Source organism: Brevibacillus brevis (genome assembly GCF_031583145.1).
GTDB lineage: Bacteria > Bacillota > Bacilli > Brevibacillales > Brevibacillaceae > Brevibacillus > Brevibacillus brevis_E.
The window spans coordinates 1,596,779-1,619,166 of record NZ_CP134050.1 but is presented as its reverse complement, the minus strand read 5'-3'; the positions used below and the strand labels follow the sequence as shown (position 1 = coordinate 1,619,166).

At 48.5% G+C, this 22,388-nt stretch carries 15 protein-coding genes and 1 tRNA gene; 9 read left to right on the top strand and 7 right to left on the bottom strand.

The genetic code is table 11. The annotated features are described in order from the left end of the window. Positions 1-71: 71 nt before the first annotated feature. Together RGB73_RS08155 and RGB73_RS08150 are read right to left on the bottom strand one after the other, a co-directional pair. On the bottom strand, positions 72-1,799 hold the full coding sequence (locus RGB73_RS08155) for a hypothetical protein (protein ID WP_310770791.1): 1,728 nt from the start codon (positions 1,797-1,799) through the stop codon (positions 72-74). 851 nt (positions 1,800-2,650) lie between these two features. Continuing rightward, on the bottom strand, positions 2,651-3,451 hold the full coding sequence (locus tag RGB73_RS08150) for an ArsR/SmtB family transcription factor (RefSeq protein WP_310770789.1): 801 nt from the start codon (positions 3,449-3,451) through the stop codon (positions 2,651-2,653). A 176-nt stretch (positions 3,452-3,627) separates the two neighbouring features. Between RGB73_RS08150 and RGB73_RS08145 the strand changes: the two genes are divergently transcribed. Together RGB73_RS08145 and RGB73_RS08140 are read left to right on the top strand one after the other, a co-directional pair. Further along, positions 3,628-4,656 (top strand): DMT family transporter, encoded by a 1,029-nt coding sequence (locus RGB73_RS08145; protein WP_310770787.1) that lies wholly within the window; start codon positions 3,628-3,630, stop codon positions 4,654-4,656. Continuing rightward, the gene (locus RGB73_RS08140; RefSeq protein ID WP_310770785.1) at positions 4,653-5,519 is read left to right on the top strand and encodes an arylamine N-acetyltransferase family protein; all 867 of its coding nucleotides are present in this window, start codon (positions 4,653-4,655) and stop codon (positions 5,517-5,519) included. Before RGB73_RS08145 ends, RGB73_RS08140 begins: the two co-directional genes overlap by 4 nt. A gap of 270 nt (positions 5,520-5,789) precedes the next feature. Here RGB73_RS08140 and RGB73_RS08135 read toward each other — a convergent pair whose 3' ends face one another. Then, complete coding sequence (locus RGB73_RS08135) at positions 5,790-6,368, bottom strand: TetR/AcrR family transcriptional regulator (RefSeq protein WP_310770783.1); 579 nt, start codon at positions 6,366-6,368, stop codon at positions 5,790-5,792. Positions 6,369-6,538: 170 nt separating this feature from the next. On the opposite strand from RGB73_RS08135, the gene RGB73_RS08130 reads away from it, so the two are divergent. The 3 genes from RGB73_RS08130 to RGB73_RS08120 all read left to right on the top strand — a co-directional run bounded on the left by RGB73_RS08130 (position 6,539) and on the right by RGB73_RS08120 (position 10,231). Then, a complete protein-coding gene (locus tag RGB73_RS08130) occupies positions 6,539-7,753 on the top strand; it encodes an MFS transporter (protein ID WP_310770781.1) in 1,215 nt (404 codons plus the stop codon). Positions 7,754-8,039: 286 nt separating this feature from the next. Further along, entirely contained in the window at positions 8,040-8,897 is an 858-nt protein-coding gene (locus RGB73_RS08125; protein ID WP_310770779.1) for a hypothetical protein, read from the top strand. Between the two features lie 893 nt (positions 8,898-9,790). Beyond that, the gene (locus RGB73_RS08120) at positions 9,791-10,231 is read left to right on the top strand and encodes a hypothetical protein (RefSeq protein WP_310770775.1); all 441 of its coding nucleotides are present in this window, start codon (positions 9,791-9,793) and stop codon (positions 10,229-10,231) included. Positions 10,232-10,409: 178 nt separating this feature from the next. Here the strand turns inward: RGB73_RS08120 and RGB73_RS08115 are convergent, their stop codons facing one another. Together RGB73_RS08115 and RGB73_RS08110 are read right to left on the bottom strand one after the other, a co-directional pair. Then, positions 10,410-11,441, bottom strand: a complete 1,032-nt coding sequence (locus RGB73_RS08115) for a Cfr family 23S rRNA (adenine(2503)-C(8))-methyltransferase (protein ID WP_310770773.1) — start codon at positions 11,439-11,441, stop codon at positions 10,410-10,412. A 246-nt stretch (positions 11,442-11,687) separates the two neighbouring features. Further along, positions 11,688-13,172 carry an Lsa family ABC-F type ribosomal protection protein gene (locus tag RGB73_RS08110; RefSeq protein WP_310770771.1) on the bottom strand — a complete coding sequence of 495 codons (1,485 nt, stop codon included), beginning with the start codon at positions 13,170-13,172 and terminating at the stop codon, positions 11,688-11,690. Positions 13,173-14,233: 1,061 nt separating this feature from the next. On the opposite strand from RGB73_RS08110, the gene RGB73_RS08105 reads away from it, so the two are divergent. The 3 genes from RGB73_RS08105 (at position 14,234) to RGB73_RS08095 (ending at position 16,903) form a co-directional block, all read left to right on the top strand. Next, the gene (locus RGB73_RS08105) at positions 14,234-15,262 is read left to right on the top strand and encodes an Ogr/Delta-like zinc finger protein (protein WP_080597846.1); all 1,029 of its coding nucleotides are present in this window, start codon (positions 14,234-14,236) and stop codon (positions 15,260-15,262) included. 1 nt (position 15,263) lies between these two features. After that, positions 15,264-15,827, top strand: coding sequence for a transposase (locus RGB73_RS08100; RefSeq protein ID WP_310764051.1), 564 nt, complete (start codon positions 15,264-15,266; stop codon positions 15,825-15,827). A 743-nt stretch (positions 15,828-16,570) separates the two neighbouring features. Beyond that, on the top strand, positions 16,571-16,903 hold the full coding sequence (locus RGB73_RS08095) for a DUF6572 domain-containing protein (protein WP_310770769.1): 333 nt from the start codon (positions 16,571-16,573) through the stop codon (positions 16,901-16,903). Positions 16,904-17,414: 511 nt separating this feature from the next. On the opposite strand, the gene RGB73_RS08090 is transcribed toward RGB73_RS08095, so the two are convergent. Beyond that, positions 17,415-17,490, bottom strand: a tRNA-Ala gene (locus RGB73_RS08090). Positions 17,491-17,713: 223 nt separating this feature from the next. Here RGB73_RS08090 and RGB73_RS08085 point away from each other — a divergent pair. Continuing rightward, positions 17,714-19,681, top strand: a complete 1,968-nt coding sequence (locus RGB73_RS08085) for a methyl-accepting chemotaxis protein (RefSeq protein ID WP_310770767.1) — start codon at positions 17,714-17,716, stop codon at positions 19,679-19,681. A gap of 93 nt (positions 19,682-19,774) precedes the next feature. Here the strand turns inward: RGB73_RS08085 and RGB73_RS08080 are convergent, their stop codons facing one another. Continuing rightward, positions 19,775-22,381, bottom strand: a complete 2,607-nt coding sequence (locus RGB73_RS08080; protein WP_310770765.1) for an Ig-like domain-containing protein — start codon at positions 22,379-22,381, stop codon at positions 19,775-19,777. Positions 22,382-22,388: the final 7 nt, after the last annotated feature.

Sequence of the window (22,388 nt, the reverse complement as noted above, 5' to 3'; positions counted from 1 at the left end):
ACTCTTTCGATCATCGTGTTACGATATAAATTCGACAAACCCGTGATAAAGGCCTGCTTACGCGGACTTTTTCACCGGACTTCTAAATCTTCGGATTTTCCATTAGCCCATGTATAGTAATGGTTACCGTTTACTGCTAATGCGACAAAATTAGCCCACCCTTCTGTCCAGGCGCACCCTAAATCCCCTGTATTTTCTTTAAGGTAGTGTGGGCTAGGGCATTTTACGAGTGGATAACCCCCAAACAGATTATCCATGTAAGCATGTCCAATTTCGTGAACTGGCGTATCTTCAGATCGAGGCGTATTGGAATCCAGATAAATTAAGTCATCAATCCAAACATATTTATCCCCTGGATTACTTCCCTCTTTCCAGACTATCTTAATTACACCTGGATCTTTAATTGAAACAAACTTTTCTCTCGTTCTGTAAATGTCGTCATATAGCCATACCGCACCGATAGCAGCGTTATTGGCAGCAATCGTAGAATCTCCTGTATTCCCACCATTAGGGAATTGAGACTTTAAAATTTCGGCGGATAAAAATTGATACGTCTCACCAGCAGGGGCAGTGACTACCGATCCTAAAGTCGTACTATCTGTTGAAACAAGAGTACGAAATGCCGTATAGTTTTTAGCGCTAACATCAAATGAATACGACCATGTCCCATTTGCATCAGTTTGAATCGTTTTAAGATTGTACCATGTATTACTAGAGAGTTTATATTGGAATTTGACATTTGCAAACCTTAGTGGCTTTAAGTTGTTATTTCTATCATAAAATTTCCAATTGCCTGATAAAGTAATGTTTGTTGCAGCGAGAGTGCTTTTCGTTTGCTTCAGATCGTCTTCCTGCTTCAGATCGTCTTCTTGCTTCAGGTCGTCTTCTTGCTTCAGATCGTCTTCTTGCTTCAGATCGTCTTCTTGCTTCAGATCGTCTTCTTGCTTCAGATCGTCTTCTTGCTTCAGATCGTCTTCTTGCTTCAGATCGTCTTCTTGCTTCAGATCGTCTTCTTGCTTCAGGTCGTCTTCTTGCTTCAGATCGTCTTCTTGCTTCAGATCGTCTTCTTGCTTCAGATCGTCTTCTTGCTTCAGATCGTCTTCTTGCTTCAGATCGTCTTCTTGCTTCAGATCGTCTTCTTGCTTCAGATCGTCTTTTTGCTTCAGATCGTCTTCTTGCTTCAGATCGTCTTCTTGCTTCAGATCGTCTTCTTGCTTCAGATCGTCTTTTTGCTTCAGATCGTCTTCTTGCTTCAGATCGTCTTTTTGTACCTGTACTTCGTCCCAGGAAATTCCTATCGGAGCATCTGTTTCCCATCCTTCGATCGCTTTATCTTTTTTAACTGTAAAATAGACACTTTCAAGAGCACCCCAGGTAGTGTGTTCACTGATTTCGGATAGAGCTTGTAAGTTTAATTTGTACTGTCCTTCTTCGAGAGAATCAAAAGAAAGTTGTAACTTTTTGTCACCGTTAATCTGATCACTGAATATTTTTTCCTCCGCAATCTTATCTACGGTGCTGTCACTATTAAATTTTGACAAAACGTAAGTAAACTCAACTTCTTTAGTAGTAGGCTTTTCAAGTTTGATCTTTACGTTAATTTCGATGCTTCCCTTTTTATTCTTTATTTTCGTTTTTCCAAAGCTCGGCGTAATAGTAATCTCACTCGGAATTTCACTGGAATGAACCACTTCACCCCCATCTAATTGCTTATTGCTCATTTTTTCCAGAGCATATACTGATGAGAAAGGAGTTAATGCTAATAAAAGTGCTAAGTAACCTGTTAGGTATTTCCTCATTGTTCCCCTCCACAATTTTACTATTTAAACATTTAACTACATATATAAATTTACATGTTTAGACAATAATTGTAAATACCTTTCCAATTTGCACTACAAGTAAAACAGCACTTTGGTTGCCAGTTAGTAATTTGAACTGCTTTTCTTTCAACATTTGTTGCTCAGAGATGATACACACACGGAATCCTAGACAGCCCCCCGATTCAATGCTGCATTACTATTAGCTCCATTATATTTCTCCGGTTTTATAAACTACAGCTGACTCAGGTAGAATGATTTTCCCTGGTGAGTAGGCACTCTCTAACCATTTCGATAAATAACCTCAAAAATCCCGATTTAAACAATATAGATGTGTATGTATTAAGAAGCTACCACCAGATCTAGGCTATTATCGAGCTCAAAGGGAACAAATGATCCCTGTAAAGATGAAGCTCTGCTGCTGATAACAATAAAGCCCTCCTTGGCTCTAATAAACATTTCATTTCCAAATTCAAGGTAAAAACAGAAATGACTGAGCATTTGAATGAAAAGAGACACAAGAATCTAGGGAACATCCCTGTACTATACACTAGTTACTAAGAAACCACATCAACGGTCCGATAGAATCGCCTGAAAGACCAGCTGAAAAGCCGTCATATCATTCATTGGTACCTCTCCTGAACGTGTTACAACCCTAAATTCGCTCTTTCGGGAAAAAGGTCCAGTAAAGAGAATAAACTTTTTTGACTATGCATCCGGTATGATCCCTCAGGTCTTCAAAGCGCAGATAGAAGAAGCCCGTTCCTTCATCGGACAGGCTTCTGTTGCTCCGGAACCAATTTTCTTAGAAAAAACGGCTGTCCTTACTGTCCTTACTCTTCTTCCCCACTCGCGCTAAAGTCGCCCACCAGCTTCGATCCCGTCTCCAGCAATGTCTTCATACCGGACAATACGACCGGCAATCCGCCCTCCAATACGTTTGACGTATTCGGCGCCTCCTCAAACTCGTCGTGCACCACGGTCACCAGCGTCACGCCGGAATACTCGGTATGCGGCTCGATTTCCCATGTCAAACGAGAAGGTTGCTCGTGTGCCGTCTCGGAAAGCGAGAGCAGCTGCCAGGTCATGACTAATCGGCGGGGCGGCTCCACGATGAGAAGCTCCCCTTTCGCTTGCACCGCTCCTTGAGGATTCCATATTTCATAAGGACTGCCGGCTTTCCATTCCGCACGAATCGCCCCATTGTACCAATACTGGGAAGTCATCGACGGATCGGTCAGGGCGTTCCAGATTTGTTCCGGGGTAGATTTGATCGCGATCCGGTTCACATGACGAGGCTTCTTTTGTCCCATGGCAAATGCACTCTCCACATCTGTTTTTAAGAGGGTCAGCCCGGAAATCCACGGTTCCGTGAATTTGCTCACCCACCGTTCGTAAATTTGGCGAATCGAAACTGGATTCAGGTAATGAAGCTTTTCTCTGCCAACCTTCCGCGTCGTCACCAATCCCGCTTCCTCCAAGACATGAAGATGCTTCATGACTCCAAAGCGCGACATCTGCAGATGGTTGCATAAGTCGGTTAGGGTGCGGCCATCCGATGCGTGCAAAAGATCCAGCAGCGTGCGGCGGCTTGGATCTGCCAACGCCTTAAATATATCGTTGTCGTTCTCCATCGGACATGCCTCCTTCTATTCGAAAAATGTCAATGAAAAAATTAAGACGTCTTACGATTGACATGTTACCATATAGTCACGTATATTTAAAGTGACCATTTGGTAACGTATCGCTAAGGTTTGCTTGCCAGCCGGCGGCAAGCAAACCCATTTAACTGATCCCGAGGAGGATGGACATGATGAGAGAAAAGCTGGGTTCCCTACTTGTAGCAAACGCAAGCAAGCCAGCAGCATTTCCCGGACCCGCTATCCGCGACCGATTGCGGGCGGCATGCTTTCATGGTCGAACGCTTTCCTATCTCCTTGCTGTTGTCAACGCGGTAGTCATCGGCTTGTCTTTTCTCCTGGTCAAATTGACCTTGCAGTACGCCGCCCCCATCGACACCTTGACGTACCGTTTTGCTGCAGCCTTTTTCATCATGATCTTCCCGGTGGCATTTCGATTCGTCACCCTTGCGTATCGTGGAAAACCGCTTTATCTCTTGCTCTTGTTGGCCAGCTTTTATCCTGTCGGGTATTTCGTCCTGCAAACGTGCGGGCTGCAGTACGCCACTTCCGCGGAAGGAGGGATCATCAGCGCCTTTACGCCAATCGCGACCATGCTACTTGCCTCCATCGTCTTGAAAGAAATGACTACCGCCCTGCAGAAGCTGTTCATTCTTCTTTCTACAGCCGGGGTCGCCTTTATCTTTGTGATGAAAGGCAGCAGCATCGATTTGTCGCAGATAACGGGGATCGTACTGCTTATTCTCGCCAGTGCAGTCTTTGCTGGCTATAGCGTGCTGGCACGTGTGGTGACGAGGCATTTTAGCTCCATGGAAATCAGCTGCTTTATGGTAGGAAGCGGTTTTCTTTCGCTGATGGCCTATTCCCTTACCACCCATTCGCTTTCGGGAACGATGGTTGATTTCGCCGCTCCGCTCGCAAACAAAACATTCCTTGCGCTGGTTGTGGGTCTCGGTGCCATTCAACTCCTCACGTCATTCCTGGCCAATTACATCCTCTCGCAAATAGAAGCATCCAAGATGAGCGTATTCGCCAACTTGTCCACCGTTGTTTCCATAGCGTCGGGAGCCGTTTTTTTGCAGGAGGCCGTCGCCTGGTATCATCTTTTCGGTTCCGCCATGATCATTGCAGGCGTCATCGGATCGAATTTTTCCGTAAAACGGTCAGCAAATAAACGCAAAGAGGAGGAGATACGATGATGACGAGCGGCGAAATAAAAACTTATCTGAAAAGACTGGGAATCACAGATATCCAACCGCCCACCCTTTCCTATCTATTCGAACTTCACAAGGCACACGTGCAATCCATTCCCTGGCAAACCGTCGATATCGTTGCCGGGAGACCCGCATCGATCGATATTCGAGAAGCGGTACAGCTGATGCTTACAGGCCGAAGCGGCTATTGTTTCCACTTGAATGGAGCATTCAGCGAACTTCTTCGCTCGCTTGGCTACGAAGTATCCTGGCATCGGGCAGGCGTTCAGCCACTCGGACAAGAACCGCGAATCAACTCGTTTCATCTCGGTTTAACTGTCCGCCTGAATCATGATCAGCAGGAGGAACAGCGCTGGATCGTGGATGTAGGGCTGGGCGATATGCCATACGAGCCTCTTCCGCTTCAAGCGGGTGGATACGAACAAGGGCCTTTCCAATACAAGGTTGCGGCTTCCCGTGTCGATCCCAACGGTTGGCGGCTTGAGCACGATCCTTTCGCCTCCTTCGTCGGTGTCGACTACGCGCAAGAGACCGTGGATTGCCTCGAAGAATTTGTCCCCAAACATGAATTTTACAGCCGTTCATCGGAATCACCCTGGATTCAGCTGTTTCTCGTTCGCCAGAGACATGCTACGGGCAGCAACGAGCTCAGGGGGTGCATATGGAACCGCAGGGAAGGCAACCACATGGAGAAAATCGAGCTTCGGACAAAAGGACAGTGGCTGGAAGTGTTGGGAGACGTGTTTCAGGAGCATTTGGTAAATTACAGCAAGCTGGAGCGGGATGATTTGTGGAAGAGAGTGTGGGAGCTGCATGAGGAGTGGAAACGGGGGAAGGTACGGGAATAAGCGATACGATCACATATGGAGCGCCCCTGATCACCGTTCTCACAGGGACCTCCTGATGATACCATCGGTCGCCTCAGCGTTCCTGGAGCTCTCAGACGTTGACGAATAGCGTACCAAAAAAACGGCGCCTTTGCCGTTTTTTGTTGGTTCTGTATGGTGGATCGCAGCGGGATCGAGCTGTGGACCTGCACCCCCAGTGCAAGGCGCTCCCGCTTTTTGCCAGCTTCACTCCTACATTCTATTTTGACCTCGGCAGCTTCCGATGTCGTTTCAAATCGGACGAATGCCTGTAAAGACATGGGTTACCAACTGCTCTACATAGCTTTTATCGACCCGATCACCCGTAACCAGCAAGCGGTAAAAAATCGGACCGTAAATCAGATCTGTGCATAACGCGATATCGAGATCCTTGTCCAACTCTCCACGCAGTAGCCCCCGATTCATGATCGTACGAACCTCCATCCGGCGCGGCTGTATATAGCGAGTCCGAAATGCCTCAGCCAAACCAGAGTCAACCTGCCCCTCGCCAATAATCTCCAGAAAAATGGAGCCCTCACGGCTTATCATAAACTGGGCCATATTCGTAGCATGCTCCAGGATATCCTGAAACACCGAACCCGTATCCGGCACAGGCAGTCTTGCAGCCGCTGCAGATAGAAAACCGTCCATGACCACTGCTGCCTTGTTTGGCCACCATTTATAGATCGTGGCTTTGCTTACCTGGGCACGCTCAGCGATTTTTTCTACCGTAACAGCTCCAAAGCCGCTTTCCAACAATAATTCATAGGAAGCGGTAAGGATAGAGCTTTGCGTTTCCACATTGCGCGGACGCCCTCTTTTTCCCTGCACGTGAATCCTCCTTTGTCTAGATCCATTGCGATAATCAACGAAACGATACGTTTAGTATACAAAACAATTCACTTCAGCAAAAGCCTATTTACAAAACGATACGTTCAGTATATGATTCGGATTAGGATTTACAAAACTAAACGTTCAGTATTTATTTTGAGGAGGAGCTTATGCAAAACGATCAACAGAAACAAGACAACCGTATATCCAGTTGGATGATGTTTCTTTTGGCAGCCGCGTGCGGACTTATCGTTGCCAATCTTTATTACGCTCAGACCCTGGTAGGGCCTATCGGCCATGCCATAGGCCTAACTTCTGCAACCGCCGGATTCATTGTTACAGTGACGCAAATCGGTTATGTAGCCGGGCTGCTGTTCATCGTACCGCTAAGCGACGTTATCGAAAATCGCCGTCTCTCGCTGGTTATGCTGATCATGGCTGCTGGCGGACTGCTAACTGCTGGACTCGCACCAAATGCGGCGTTGTTCTTGACCGCATCTCTATTCATCGGTATTGCATCTGTAGTAGCCCAGATTCTGGTGCCATTCGCCGCCTATTTAGCATCGGAAAATCAGCGCGGCCGCGTCGTCGGCAATGTGATGAGCGGCCTCCTGCTCGGAATTATGTTCGCCCGGCCGCTGGCGAGTTTTGTAACCAGTCTTTGGGGGTGGAGAGCTATCTTTCTTTTGTCTGCTCTTGTGATTTCATTTTTGACCGTAGTCCTATCCTTTGCACTTCCGGTACGGAAACCATTTCCTTCGATACGTTACCGGAATGTCATTGTCTCCTTAGGGGCTATTTTGCAACAAACCCCTGTGTTACGGCGCCGCGCTTTGTATCAAGCTTGTTTATTTGGAACCTTCAGCTTATTTTGGACGGTTGTTCCTTTATATTTAGCTGACCATTTCGCAATGTCCCAGATCGGTATTGCATGGTTTGCGCTGGTAGGTGTGGGTGGGGCGATCGCCGCGCCGATTGCCGGAAGATTGGCGGATAAAGGCTGGAGTAAGGTGTTGACGGGCGCAGCCATGATGGTAGCCGTGTTGTCTTTTTTGCTCATCCATCTGTTCCAAGGCTCTTCCACCTTTGCTCTCATTCTGCTCTTTGTATCCGCCATTACACTTGACATGGCCGTATCGGGGAATTTGGTGATTAGCCAACGTACGATTTATTCATTGGGAAGTGAAGCGAGAGGTCGCCTGAATGGGCTATTCATGGCAATCTTCTTCTTAGGCGGAGCCATCGGTTCCTCTTTGGGTGGCTGGTCTTATACCCAGGGGGGCTGGAGCCTCACATCTCTTATCGGAACGATCTTGCCGCTCATAGCTTTGGTTTCCTTTCTCACTGAAAAAAGAACAGCCGAACCGATTCAGTCCCACAAGTGATCGTAGTTGAATACTGATTTCGTGGAGCCTAGGGGAGAGCATTGAATCTCCCTCTCCCATGATTACCTGAACGGTAGATTCGACTCGTAAGCTCCCATCCGGGGGCTTTCTTTATGCCTCTCAAAATATGGAAGTAAATGGTTTTATTTTACCAAACAACTCAACATTCAAGGGTCTTTAACCGATGATTTAAATAGGACCTCATGGGCTTGCTTTTTTCACGAACATCCAGATTGGAACCCCAAAAAACAATTCTAAAAATGAGAATATGGGAGGCGAAGTATCTTTGCGAATTCAAAGTGATCCAGGTTACGTTTTACCCAATCTATACTCTTCGTCTAGGAATGGGAATCACCCCAAAATAGATACGGGGAGCAGCCATGAGCTCATTCATTATGACACGCTGGATTTGCGCTCAGTTGTACCGAGGCAATTGCCCGTTGACGCGATTCAACATGAAACGCCGAAGTTTTTCTTTAACACCGAAATCAACGCTTCCTTGGACAAAGTATTGTCAGGAAAGGCACCAGAGGTGAGCAAAGCCGCTTACCACATCATTGAAGCCAATATTTTTGCTACCAATTCCGATCGCAGCGACGAAGACAGAGCCCTTCTACTGGAAGCAGGATTGGCTCAAGCGAGGTACCTGGCTGATCACTACATGAACGACAGCGAGTCTGCTGAATTTCTTGATACAATGAACCTTTTGGCGGCAGTTGCCAAAACCAGAAAAGTCGATCCCGCAACAGGTAGTGTCAGTTTCGTAGAACTGCCGCAAAAGCCGCAAGGAGCGCCAAGTGATTACGTGAACCCGCAAAAACTGATGCAAAGGTTCGATCCCAAAGCCTATGCCGATTTGCAAGCAGCTGTAAAAACAGGGGGCAATACGGGGGGAGTTCTTATTGAATTTGTCAAAAAGATGCGGCTACACCCGGAATGGGCTCAGGATTATCGCAAAGAGCAAGAAAGCCTCATGGCGGGCTTACGAAATACCAAAATAGAAAACCGCTTCGAAAGCGTACAGACTACGAACATGGAGGCATTCGTAAATCAGATGAAAGAAAAGGCAGAACAGGTGTCACCCCAAAATATCGATTTCCTCGCGAGCAACGTAGCTTATTTTGCTCATTTGCTAGGCAAATGATTTCATCCGCCAAATTCATTTGATAGGGATTCGGCAGAGTGAAGCCGGATAGTAGTCTCACCACCATGACATGTTCATCTGCCTCTCCCTACAAGCACTTCCCCAGTCATTTTAGTTGCAATCGCGCCTGAAGATATAACGACAAAATGCTGATTCTTTACGTGAGACTCATGCCCGGAGATTGGTGTTTGATGTTTGCACATGTAGCAAATCGTGCGGTTTGGCAAACCTACCCGTAACCAATATTCTCCATTTGCGTATGTAAACGTGAAGGAGTGTATTCCCACATGATCTGCCTTGAACAAATCATATTGATAACCCTTACCCTCGCCAGTTGGGGGGTGATCGTTTGCTCCCAGTCTCTTCGTAAAAAATGGATATACATCCTGATTACATTATTGATTGGTTGGGGGATTGCCGAAATAATAGAATACCTGGATCCTCCCTCTCCTCACTATGAGTAGGCCCCCATTTTCCTCCATTTCTCATTCGTTCAATAGCAGTGCCTATACCCTAACAAGGCTGTCCATTATGTTTGCGAGCGGAAGATTTTACATAATGAAAACCTACAACAGGAAACAACGACCTGTCCTAAAGAAGCGCTTCTCAAATTATTGGATTGAGTTGATCTGTTCTCCTATTTCTATATCCTCCCACTGTTGATCACCGGTTTGATCGGAGTGATCCGCATTGCCAGAAACAGAACTACCCTAAGCACCCCACCCCTTGTACAATCTTAGCATTCTTTCGATGCTGCTCTAGGGCAGCCCTACTGTTTTTAAAAGTAGTCGTGATTTGCCAATTTTAAAAAATATTTCGCGCAAGAAAGTATTGTAAATTTATGGAAAAACAGTTACCATCTCTCTGTATCCAAAAATTAGGAGATGATCATTTTGAAGAAATTCTCTACGTTCGCAATCGCTGCACTATTGTCCGTTTCCTTTTTGATTCCAACAAACGCCTTGGCTGCGGGCATCCCTACTACACCAGATGCAGTTCGTACCACTTCTACAACGACGACGGTCTTGGACGTTACACAAGTCGGTATAAACGAATCCGTAGAATCTAAATTCTTTTATATAAACACACCTGGAACGTTACTGGTTGATGTTACCCAGAGCATCAACAAATCTTATCCGGCCAAGGCATCCTATCTCATTGTAAAACCAGAACCAGATGGTACTGCTACGACTTGGGGGGGAAGTACCTTCGAAGGCAATGGCTCTTTCAGTTTCACCAGCAAAGCTCCCCTACCTGTGGGCACCTACTATATCAAAATGACCAGCAAAGAATTGGGACGAACATCTTCAAAAGTTACCGTTACGATCCCTTAGAGCTTTGCAAGCGAAAATTTGGAGGGGGCTTCGTTTGCCATTGTCATGTGGAATCAGTTCTCGCGGAAGCCTTCCTGTCATCGCAAATCAAAACGGCTGCCCTCTTCCTGGCAGCCGTTTCTCTTTCCAGTCGCAGACTCGCTGCGCCCGGCGTAATCCATTTCGTTTCCGACATCAATTACTTGGAGCGGTATAGCTGACCGCATGCCGCGTCAATGTCCGATCCGAATTGCGTTCGAACCGTGACGCTGATACCCTTTGACTTCAAGCTCCGAACAAACGCTTTGACCCGATTCCGATCAGATTGCCGATAGCTGTCTGGCGTAACCTCGGTCGAATTGAATGGAATCAGGTTCACGTGGTAGAGATGTTCCCCAGGTCCCCTCCCTCTTAACAGCTCGGCAACTGCTTCCGCATGCTCCGTCGAGTCGTTGACTCCTCGAAGAAGAATATACGCAATATACACCTTTCTCCCGGTATGCCGGATATGACGATCCAATGCCTCCAGTACATCGTGAACTGGGAATCGGTCATTGATCGGCATCAGCTCGCTTCTCTGATCGTCAAACGGTGAATGCAGCGAAAAAGTAAGATTGACCTGCGGAAACTCCCGTGTCAGCTTTTCGATCCCCGGCAACAGGCCGATGGTGGATATCGTCATTCGTCGATGTCCCAAGCCAAAGAGATGCGGGTCAGTCAAAATTGTCATCGCATCAAAAATATTCGGGTTGGCAAGCGCCTCCCCCATGCCCATGAAGGAGACACTGTCCAAGACGTGGCCGTTCAAGCGAAAATGCAGCAATTGGTCGGTAATTTCGTCGGCGGTCAGATTTCGTTTCAAGCCGATGGTACCAGTGGCGCAAAACCTGCACCCGAATCCGCAGCCGCACTGCGTGGAAATACAATACGATTTCAACCCCCGCTCATAAGTAAGTCGTACGGCCTCCACGCGTTCGTCGCCCGCAATGGCAAACAGCACCTTGCTGACCTGTTTCGACGAGAGTTCCTGTACTGGAACGACGCTGCAGACGTTGGGACCAAGCACCCGGGTCAACTCGTCACGCAAAAATTTGGGCAATATGGTCATCCGTCCGTATTCGCCGATGTTTTGCTTGAAAATCGCGTCCATAATCTGAGCATACCGATACGCGGGCTGCTTGAATTCGGACAATATCCGGCGAATCGTTTCATATTTTGAGGGTAGTCTCATGTCTTCTCCTTACCGCCGGAGAAAACGTAAAAAAGCAACCGTCAGTTGGCACTTCGACACGTCATTACCAACCATACAGAAAAAGCGCGCACGTTTGCAGACGGATCGCTATGTGCACCTGTCGATAGATTGGTAAACCTCCGGCGACCGATTAGATTTTTTGTGAACCGCTTCACCTACCAAGAAACGGTTCACACAATCATCTACAACCTCAATCTCCATCGCTTTCATCCTCCTAGAAATGGTTTAACCCTTCAGTTCTACAAACTTTGTTGCGATATGCTTGCAAAATTCGCTGTCATGCTCCACAAAAAGGATGGTCGGGGAATGCTCCAGCAGCAGTTCTTCAATTTGCATCCGGGAAATGACATCGACAAAATTGAGCGGTTCGTCCCAAACATGCAAATGAACCCGCTCGCAGAGGCTTTTCGCGATCAGTACCTTCTTCTTCTGACCGCCGCTAAAAGAAGCGATGTCCTTTTCGAATTGCAAGCGCGAAAAATCGAATTTCCTCAATATCGATTTGAACAGGCTTTCGTCAATCCCGCTGTTTCTAGCGAATTCCGACAAATTGCCCCGCAAATGAGAGGTGTCCTGCGAAACGTAGGATATTTTCAACTGGCTCCCTTTTCGAAACGTGCCGGAATAAGGAATTTCCTCGCCGCAAATCAGTTTGAGCAAGCTGGATTTGCCTGAGCCGTTCGGACCGGAGAGCGCAATGCGGTCCCCTTGCTCCACGGTAAAGCTGACGTCGCGGCAAACCGTCTTCTCGCCGTAATGAATCGAGATGCGGTCAAGCTCGACTAATTGCTGTTTGTGGTACGCCACTTGAGATATTTTCAAGCTTTCCGAGCTTTCAACGTTGGCAAGCAGCTGGGATTTTTCCTCGATCGCGGATTGTTGTCTTTGCTCAATCGATTTGGATCTCTTCATCATTTTGGCGGCCTTGTGACCGATGTACCCTTTATCGACTTTGGAGCCGGAGTTGCGGGTGCCGTTTTTTGTTTTTTCCACTTCGTGCGACCAGCTGCTCGTCCGCTTGGCCGCTTCAGACAGCCGCTTGATGTCCTTCCTCAGCTTTTCGTTCTCGGCCATCTCAAAGTTGTCCTGTCGTTGTTTGTTCTCCCACCAGTCGGAAAAATTCCCTTTTTGGATTTCGATAGTAGTCTTGTTGATCGAAAGAACGTGGTCCACGCAGTTGTCGAGAAACGCCCGGTCGTGCGACACCAAAATAAACCCGCTCTTGCCGTTCAAGTAATCGCTGACCAGCTTCCGGGCATGCAGATCCAGATGGTTGGTTGGCTCGTCAATGAGCAAAAAACGGTTTTCCTTCAAAAACAGGGCTGCAAGAAGCACCTTGGTTTGCTCTCCGTTGGACAACGACTCGAACGGCCGGTATAACACGTCCTCCGACACCTTCAGTAGCGAAAGCTCCCGAAGAAGCTGCCAGTGCTCAAAGTCGGGATCGATGTCGGCGACCACGTCTATGGTATTGTTCTCTTTGTGTTCAACGTGGAATGGGAAGTACTCGAAGCTGACGTTGGCCGAAATCGTTCCACTGTACTCGTACTTTCCGAGCAGCAGATTGAGAAACGTGGTCTTGCCTCGGCCGTTTCTCCCCGTAAAGCCCAATTTCCAGTCGGTATCGATTTGAAAGCTTACATTCTCAAAAATGTTGTCGTAACTGCCGTCATAAGCAAATGTCAGATTCGTTACCTTGATCAATGACATGTGTCGGCAACCTCCTTTGTCAAAATTAGAAAACTTGACTGCGCCAAGCCTTTGCACTCAAAGGGCACAATCCTCGCCTTCGTTGCACTTATACTGGATAAGAATCTGATACATTCTTATCAGCATAAAAAAGAGCTACAAGAAAGTTACCTTTCTTGTAGCTCAAAAAAATACGGCAAATCCATCCCGGTCCAGGGCATGGAAAGGATATATTTTTTGAGTGAAAAGAATAAGGTAACTTTCTTGCCAATGAAGAACAAAACAAACCCTGCTTTATTCTTCAAAAAGAGACAAGAAATATTACATTATCCTCTTCAACTCCAATCGTTAAGTGTCAGCAAGATCGTAACATATCCGGCTTATACATTGCAACATCCTAAAAACAGTTTCATTACCCAAAATCTTGACGTTAGCAAAAGCTTCGTTTGATCTTCAAATCGGAGAAGCATTCTTTATCGCTATCCTTTTATCCTTCATTGAAACGTCCATCCGTGCACCTTCCCTTTCGCACGCATTTCGCGGCTTGTTCCGCTCTACTCGGATAAAATCGAGTTGGATAAGCTTGTTTGAATCACAGCTATTCGCGTCGATATAGAAAATTCCCATAATCGATGAAAACGATATTACCGTTACGCTTTAACCGCAAATTATTGACTTTAGGCTTACCTTTTCCAGTTATCACATCAAAGGGCAGGATTCCATGCTTCCTAAAATAAGCTATCGTTTTCTTAAGTTTTCTTCTATATATTTTTGAAAGGGGAAATTTCCGCACATACTTTATCATTTTTATCGATGAGAAGTCTCGATCAAATTCTAGGATTCTTCCAAGGTGCTTTCTAACGGAACAGGGTGATGACATGTACATTTTCACTTCCTTTTTGTTGCACAGTCTACCATGTTTTGACTTAGCAACCTTTAATACAAGGCCGTTTCCGATATCATATACATCCCGATAAACCCCTGACCCGATGTTTTTTTTCTACGACTGACCAATTAACTAACAAGGATTTCCAAGACCTCTGTCGAAGTTAGTCATTAGCCTATTTGACGGAGGTCTTCTCATGCCTTTACCCAAGAATCGTGTCATTCCTGAAAAGAAAATATACTTTCGGCCAGAGATACAGCATTGCCCGCACTGTGGCACGAAACTCAGGCGACATCATACCGCATGGAAAAAGAATGTCATCACACTTGCCGGTGTTATCCAAGCTTGGAGTATGGCTTATGCTTGCAGCAACGCAGATTGCTCATACCCCAGAACCTATTACAAATCCGCTGAAGCTGAGCTTCTCAGCATGAAACACACTTCCTACGGTTTTGACGTGCTAGCGTTGGTTGGTCAGCTTCGGTTTAAGCAACATATGACAATCGGCGAAATTACGGAAACGTTGAATCAGCGCGGGGTAACCACGTCAGAACGCAATTCTCAGCGGTTGTACGAACGTTATCTTACCTTGCTCCGCGCTAGCGTGACGGATCACGTCAAGCAAGCACTCAAGCAAGTTGTTCAGGACCGTGGCGGTATCATGATTTCCATGGACGGTGTTCAGCCCGAGAAAGGCAATGAGACGCTCTATGTCATACGAGAAGTATTCAGCGGAACGATCCTGTCTGCACAAAATCTAAAGAGTAGCTCCGCAGAAGAACTTAAGAAACTCATCCTGCCTGTTATCGAACTGGGATTTCCCATCATCGGGATCGTTACGGATGGTCAACAATCCATCCGAATGGCCATGGAATCGTTACTGCCGGACGTGCCGTACCAATACTGCCAATACCACTATCTAAAGGACATTGCAAAGCCTGTTGTCGATTTAGACCGCAAGCTCAAGACAGGAATCAAGAAGAGCCTCCGTGGTATTCGCGAAGTCGAGAAGCGAATCGAAAACGATGCCTCTACAGAAGCAGAGGTGGCAAAAGATTACGTGGCGGCCATTCGTTCTGTGCTCCTCGAAGACGGCAATCCCCCACTCGATCTACCGGGCATACGTGTTTATGAAAATGCTAGAGCCATTCAGGCTTCCCTCGAACGATGCCTGAGTAAAAAAGGGGCCCTCTCTGCTCAAAAACCTAATCAGAATTTTCGATAAATTGGATGATTTTGAAGAGCAATATGCTACCGTGATGCGCTGGTCCAAACCGATTCACCACGTTGCCGGGATCTTGAATCCAAGCATAGATAAACGAAGTGAAACGGTTCGATTTCATATGCAGCATCTGTTAGATTGGGTTGAACAGACGTACACCAGCAAAGACGACTTGCCAATGGTTGCAAATCTGAAAAGCTACTCCCGGGGGTTTTGGAAAGGCCTGTTTACGTGTTACGACCATCCGCATGTCCCACGAACGAACAACGACCATGAGCGCTTCTTCCGCCAGACGAAGACCCGGCATCGACGGATGACGGGTCTGAGAAGTTGGAACGAATATATCCTCCGAAGTGGTGAAATGGTCGTATTTGTCGATGACGCACTTCACCAGAGTAATGTGTTAAGTAGACTTCAGTCTGTAAACTACCTTGATTTTAAAAATGAACGCCTGCGTTGGTCTGCTCGTTTGAGTGAAGCTACCAAACGCAGACGATTCCGAACGAATACAAGTGTGTACCTGGAACAGGCCGAAAATGCTTACTGTATGTTAATTGGTCAGTCGTAGTTTTTTTTACGTGCTTGTGCATCCGACTTCCACCTCCAATCGTTATTTCCAGATTATTCATATTGGAAACTCTTGTATCCGCTTCATTTGCTTAATTTTGCTACCTCCTCGTTTAACAAATCGTGTGTTATCTCATTTCGCCGGTTCATATGTCAGTACCAATGCCTTCTTCGGCTTCCATTTCACGTTTTTCAACCCACTGAAGGACCAAGCAGACACCACTTTATCCCACTTTATGCGACCACTTGAACTCTCTCCGGAATTTCCGAGTAGGCCGGCAGCATCTCCATTGCACGACCGCCGAATGCGATGTCTTGTACTTTGATCGGCGCTTTGCTCTTTGTCATCCATAATCCCCATGACCTTCGCTGCCAGCGATTCAACGATCTGCCGTTTGGTCATTCAACACAGTTCCTTCGACCACTTCTTGAAAACAGGACTCGCATATACCCTCATCCGTTATTTGCCAAGCGTATTGCACAAATCCGCACCGTTTGCACGGCCTTTCTTCACCCAAACTCTCTAAACCCAACAGTCAATGCCGCACCCGCCCATCATTCCAACTTTGTGGCTATCTGTCGTTCCTACCATGCCATAGAGCGATTCCTCTACTCGATTGTCCATCGACTTTTCTTCCTTAACAATGTGTTAAATTACAACAGTGCGGTATGTTATTTTTGGATTGGTATGTTACGCTGAATTGGATTAAAATCTTCATATTTTTATCAAGGGTGTGGTTAACAATGACAATTGAGCAAACCAGAGTTATAGATATGATTGGCATAGATAACCAAACAGGTACTTGTACATTAACGATCTCAGACCATCTGGATTGGGAAGATGAGTTGTCTCACCTGTATTTATTGCAAGAAAAACTGAATTCCTATCTGGCTTTTGTGGAAAGTGAAGAAATTCTTGAGTCATATCCAGAGGCTACAGGTCGAAACATTTGTTTCATGATCTACTTTCTTCATGACATCCCTGAAATAGCAAAGCAGTTTTTAGAAAATGCTCGTCATACGATCTCTAGCGCTGGTTTTGAACTTTGTTTTGAAGTAACTCCATTCCCTTATTGAGCATTGTATTACTTGTTCAATTTAATAATCACTTCTTCTGGTTTAGAATCTTCATAGCCCTTCCGGTAATTATATCCATTGCAATCGGAGGTTGCAGCATGTCGACTGGTTATGCAAAAATTCTATTAATTGTTACTTTCCCTATCCCAATCTTCGCTGTAGAAGTGAACTTTTTGACGGTGAAGTGTTTTCCATACCGGAGCTTGTATCTCTATTTCACTGCTCTCTTTGCTTTCTGCTCGAGCAGGCCACCAATATGTAGGTTGACTCGCGTCAGTTCGGACTGCTCCAAAGCCAATATTGCTACCTCGTTCTGGTCCCTTCTCATCTTTGGAAATATCTACAATGGACAAACCTTCTCGCCACAGCAACAAACGCATTCAGTGGTTGAAAAAAGGAGTAAAATAATGCGTCCCCAACAGACCAAAATGGTCATATCCTCTGGTTGGCTGCCATCCCCTGAAAATGACGAAAACCCTTGGTTTCCCAAGGGTTTTTCAAGCCTTTCGTATGGTGGAGCATAGCGGGATCGAACCGCTGACCTCTACACTGCCAGTGTAGCGCTCTCCCAGCTGAGCTAATGCCCCATATCTCGTATCTTCCAGCGTTTCCCGCTTTCGTAAATTCAGTATAGCATACCCTCATGTATACTGCAAGCGAAAATATTTGTCTTTTCCTCCTCCTTTCTTTGTAATATCCACTATAAAATTTCATCAATCAAATAGCTCCATTTACGTTTACATACGCACATATGGCGGGTAAGGATATAAAATCAGGCAACCTAGAAATGCGCAAGGGGGATCTACTACCATGAAAAAACCTAGACTTACCGTCAAAGCAAAGCTCATTGCTGCCTTCTCCGCCATCTTGATTATCCCGATGCTGACCCTCGGATGGCTCTCCTATACGAGTGCCAAGGAGCAGTTGGAGAATGCCCTGGTGAAAACGGCCTCGGAAAACGTGCGTCTGGTGGATGAATTGCTCGATCAGTCACTGACGGCGCAGGCCAAAGATATCGAATATATTGCGTCCCGGACTGGGCGGGCCGACTTGCAGGAGGCAGCACGCGCCGCAACCCACAAGCAACTGCAGTCCTATCACGCGCTGCATCCGGAAATCGGGGAAGTGTACATCGGTGACGAAACCGGGGGCATGATGATGTCTACGGATGCGAAGCTTCCATCTGACTTCGACCCGCGCAAACGCCCCTGGTACCAGGCTGCGATGCAGCAGCCGCAAACGACAATCATGCTGGATCCGTACATCGATGAAGCGACTGGAAATGTCGTGGTCGGCCTATCCAGAGCATTACCTGACCTCTCGGGTGTGCTGGGGATCGACATCCAGCTGACCGCACTGGATAAGACGGTCAAGGAAGCGAAAATCGGCACAAAAGGTTACCTCTCGATCTTTGACAAAAATCATCAGTTCCTCATTCATCCGACGGGAAAAGCAGGAACTCCATCCAACGATCCGTGGATCGGTACCTTGTATGGGGAACCGGCAGGCGAGTTTGACTTTTCAGATGGCGGCCAGGACGCGAGAGCCGTACATCTCACGAATGCCAAGACTGGCTGGAAGCTCATGGCTGTCATGTACAAGTCTGAAGCTATAGCTGCAGCCAGCCCGATCTTCTACAAAACACTCTTCATGATCGCCATCGCCCTGGCCATCGGCGGTGTCGCCGTCTACGCGATCCTGAAATCCATGCTTCGTCCGCTTCGCAAATTGACGGAGGCTGCCGAAAAAATGAGCGAGGGCGATGTCACGCAGCAAGTCGAAATCACCAGCAACGATGAACTGGGAACGCTCGGCAAAAGCTTCAACCACATGTCCGGCTCGCTCCGCTCCCTCCTCCATGCGGTGCATGACAACGTCCAGCAGCTCGCAGCATCCGCCGAACAGCTTTCTGCCAGTGCAGACCAGACCAGCAAGGCTACTGAGCAGATTGCGACGACCATGCAGGAGATGGCGACCGGCGCCGAGCAGCAAGTATCCTATGCCAAGGAAAGCACCGAGGCTGTCGGCCAGATGTCCGAAGCCATATCGCAGATTGCGGACTACACCCAGAAAGTATCTGACGCGGCAAGACAATCGGCCGACCTGGCCTCGTCCGGAAACCATTCCATTCAATCCGCTGTACAGCAGATGAATGCTTCCAACCAGTCCATCCACGATCTCGCCGAAGTAGTGGCGCGACTGGGCACGCGCTCGCAGGAGATCGGGAAGATCGTGGAAGTCATCACGGCCATCTCCAACCAGACGAACCTGCTGGCACTCAACGCCGCCATCGAGGCGGCACGCGCCGGAGAATCGGGACGGGGCTTTGCGGTCGTGGCAGACGAGGTGCGAAAGCTTGCAGAGCAATCTTCGAACTCCGCCAAGCAGATCAGCCAGTTGATCACCTCTATCCAATCCGAAACGGAGCATGCGGAAACCGTCATGGAGAGGAGCAAGCAGGAAGTGACAGACGGCATTGAGAAAGTGTACGAAGCCGGTCAATCCTTCGAGCAGATTCAATCTGCCATCGAAGAGGTCGCAGATAAAATCGGACAAGTCGCCGGAGCATCCCAGAATATTTCGGCACGCACCGATCTGGTCGTGAAGCTGATCAGCCACATTTCCGAGGTGACCATGCAGGCCTCGGACGGAACGCAAAGCGTCTCGGCAGCGGCGGAAGAACAGCTCGCTTCCATGGAGGAAATCGCCTCCTCCTCCGTATCGCTGGAACGGATGGCGGAAGAATTGCAAAGCCGGATCGGCCACTTCAAGATCTGACGTTCCCGACCAAAACTACCGCCTACCAAAAGAAAGCCAGTCGAACACGTTTCTGTGCTCAACTGGCTTCTTTCTTTTGTATATCTCTGATTCCTATCTCACCGTCACTACAATCGGCGTCTTCTTGCCGCCATAAGTAACGTAGATCGTCGCTTTGCCGGATCCGGTCGCCTTGATCACGCCGTCCTTGACGTCTGCCACAAGCAGGCGGGATGTCGTCCACAGAGCCGGTTTGGTCACGTTTTGCTCGGAGCCGTCCATGTAGGTAGCGGTCGCCGTCACCTGTTTGGTTTCACCTTTGTTCATGACCAGCTGGACGACGTCGGTCTTCAGATACTTCAGCGTGTCGACGTCCACCGGAATGGACACGCTCTTGTCGTTGTATCTGGCCGTGACCGTCGCTTTCCCGTAAGCACGTCCGGTGATCAGGCCCTTGGATACGTCGGCTACCTTGTAGTTGCTCGTCTTCCAATCCGCCGTGGAGGTCACGTCCAGTGTCCGGCCATCGGCGAAGGTCGCGGTCAAGGTCACTTGGGTGGTCGTATTCGACTTGATGGAAGCGTAGCGCTTGTCGGCTTCCAGTTTGGTCACGATTCCCACTTCCACCGGAATGGTGATCGACTTGCCGCCGTATTTGGCCGTGATGGTCGCGCGGCCGTTCGTCAGGCCGGTGACGCGTCCATTGGCTACGTCCGCCACCTTGATGTTCGAGGATGTCCATTCGGCATCGTTCGTTACCTTGCTGGAATTGCCTGCGGAATCGGTCGCCGTCAGTTTGATTTCAGCCGATTCGTTTACGGTCAGGATCAAGAGACGCGGGTCGACAGACAAAGTCGTCGCCTGATCCACCTCTACGGCGATGGTGACCGTCTTGCCGTCAAAAGTGGCGCTGATAGTCGTCTTTCCGGCACCCTTGGCCGTAATCGTACCCTGGTTCACTTCCGCCACATTGACCGATCCGCTGGTCCATGTAGCTTGTTCTCTCACGTTTTTGGTCGTGCCGTCCGCGTATGTGGCTGTCAAGGTCACCGTGTTGCTCTGACCGTTGCTCATGACGAGCTTTTGCTTGTCTACCGTCAGCGTCTGCAAGACCCCGACAGAAACCGGGATGGTGACACTGCGGCCGCCATAGGTCGCCGTTACCGTAGCCGCGCCGGTCGTGACGCCCGTGATGAGACCCTGGCGCACGCTTGCCACGGTTGGAGCGCTCGAGGTCCACGTTGCTTTTTGGGTCACGTTTTCATTTGCACTGTTGCTGCCCGGATAGACCGCAGACAGCGTCACTTGCTTCGCTCCCCCTACCGGGATGGCGACGTTCGTCACGTCCGCGGTGAGGCTTTGCGGCACATCTACGTCCACCACGATGGTAGCGGACTTGCCGCCGTACTTCGCGGTGATCGTTGCGGAGCCTGCCTTGTATGCAGCAATGGCGCCGTTTTGGGCGAAGGCGATCTCTTCGTTGTCCGAGGACCACTCCACTTTGCTGGTGATGTCCTCCGCTGCCGTAGCTCCTGCGAAAGTCGCGTTTACTTTTACGTTTTCCGTCGTGCCGCTCTTCATCGTCAGGTACGACGGCACGATATCGAGAGAGCGAGGTACTTCTACGTCCACCCGGATTTGCACGGACTTGTTGCCGTACTTCGCCGTGATGACCGCTTCCCCGGAAGCGGCTGCGTAAATCTTCCCTTTGCTGTAATACGCTACACTTTCCTTGTCCGAAGACCACACGGCTTTGTCAGCCACGTCTGCCGGAGTGCCGTTTCCGTTGGCATAGGTAGCCGTAAGTCCGATATCGGCAGACTCACCTACGTGCAAGAAAATGTTTTGCTTGGTGGCTTCCAGCTTTTGCGTGGTATCTACATCGACTGTGATCGTTGCTGTTTTCGTGCCGTATTTCGCAGTGATGGTCGCCGTACCTGCACCGTATGCCTTGATTTTCCCCTTGAGCGCATCGGCTACGGCCGGGTTGTCCGAGGACCACTCGGCTTTCGCCGCTACATCCGGATTGTCGCTTCCATCCGGATAGATGGCGCGCAGCGTTACAGTCTCATCGCCTCCTACCAGGAGGGATACCTGGCTTTTGCTAGGCTCCAGCCGGTGTGCGATTTCCACATTCACCGGGACTGTAGTCGACTGGCTGCCGTACTTGGCCGTGATCATCCCTGTCCCGGAAGCCAGACCTTTGACCTGACCGTTGATGACAGTAGCGATCGCGGCGTTGTCGATCGACCAGTCGGCTTTGGTCGTCACTTCTTCGCTTTTGCCGTCGCTGTAGTAAGCCGTGAGCGTTAACTGGGCCGGTGTGGCGTCATCGATGAGCACATTCAAGGACTGCTTGTTCAGCGTGAGTGCCTTCACCTTTTTCGTGACGGTCACGGCTACCAGAACGCTTTTCCCCATGTACGTCGCCGTGACGGTCGTCGTTCCTTCCGCCTTTGCCGTGATGCGGCCCGCGTAAGCCGTTGCAACATTTGCGTCCTGACTTGTCCATTCCGTCGTGTACTTGACGTCTTCGGTTTTTCCGCTTACATAGACAGCCGTCGCCGTCAAATCGACGGAATCGCCGATCTCCAGCGTCACTTCGTTTTTGGATAAGACCAGCCTGCTGATTTCATCCGCAGCGTATCCGACTCCGGCGCTGCCCGCCCCGCACAAGAGCATGGCGGCCAGAAGCATGAACGTCAATTTTCTCCAGAACATTCTCTTC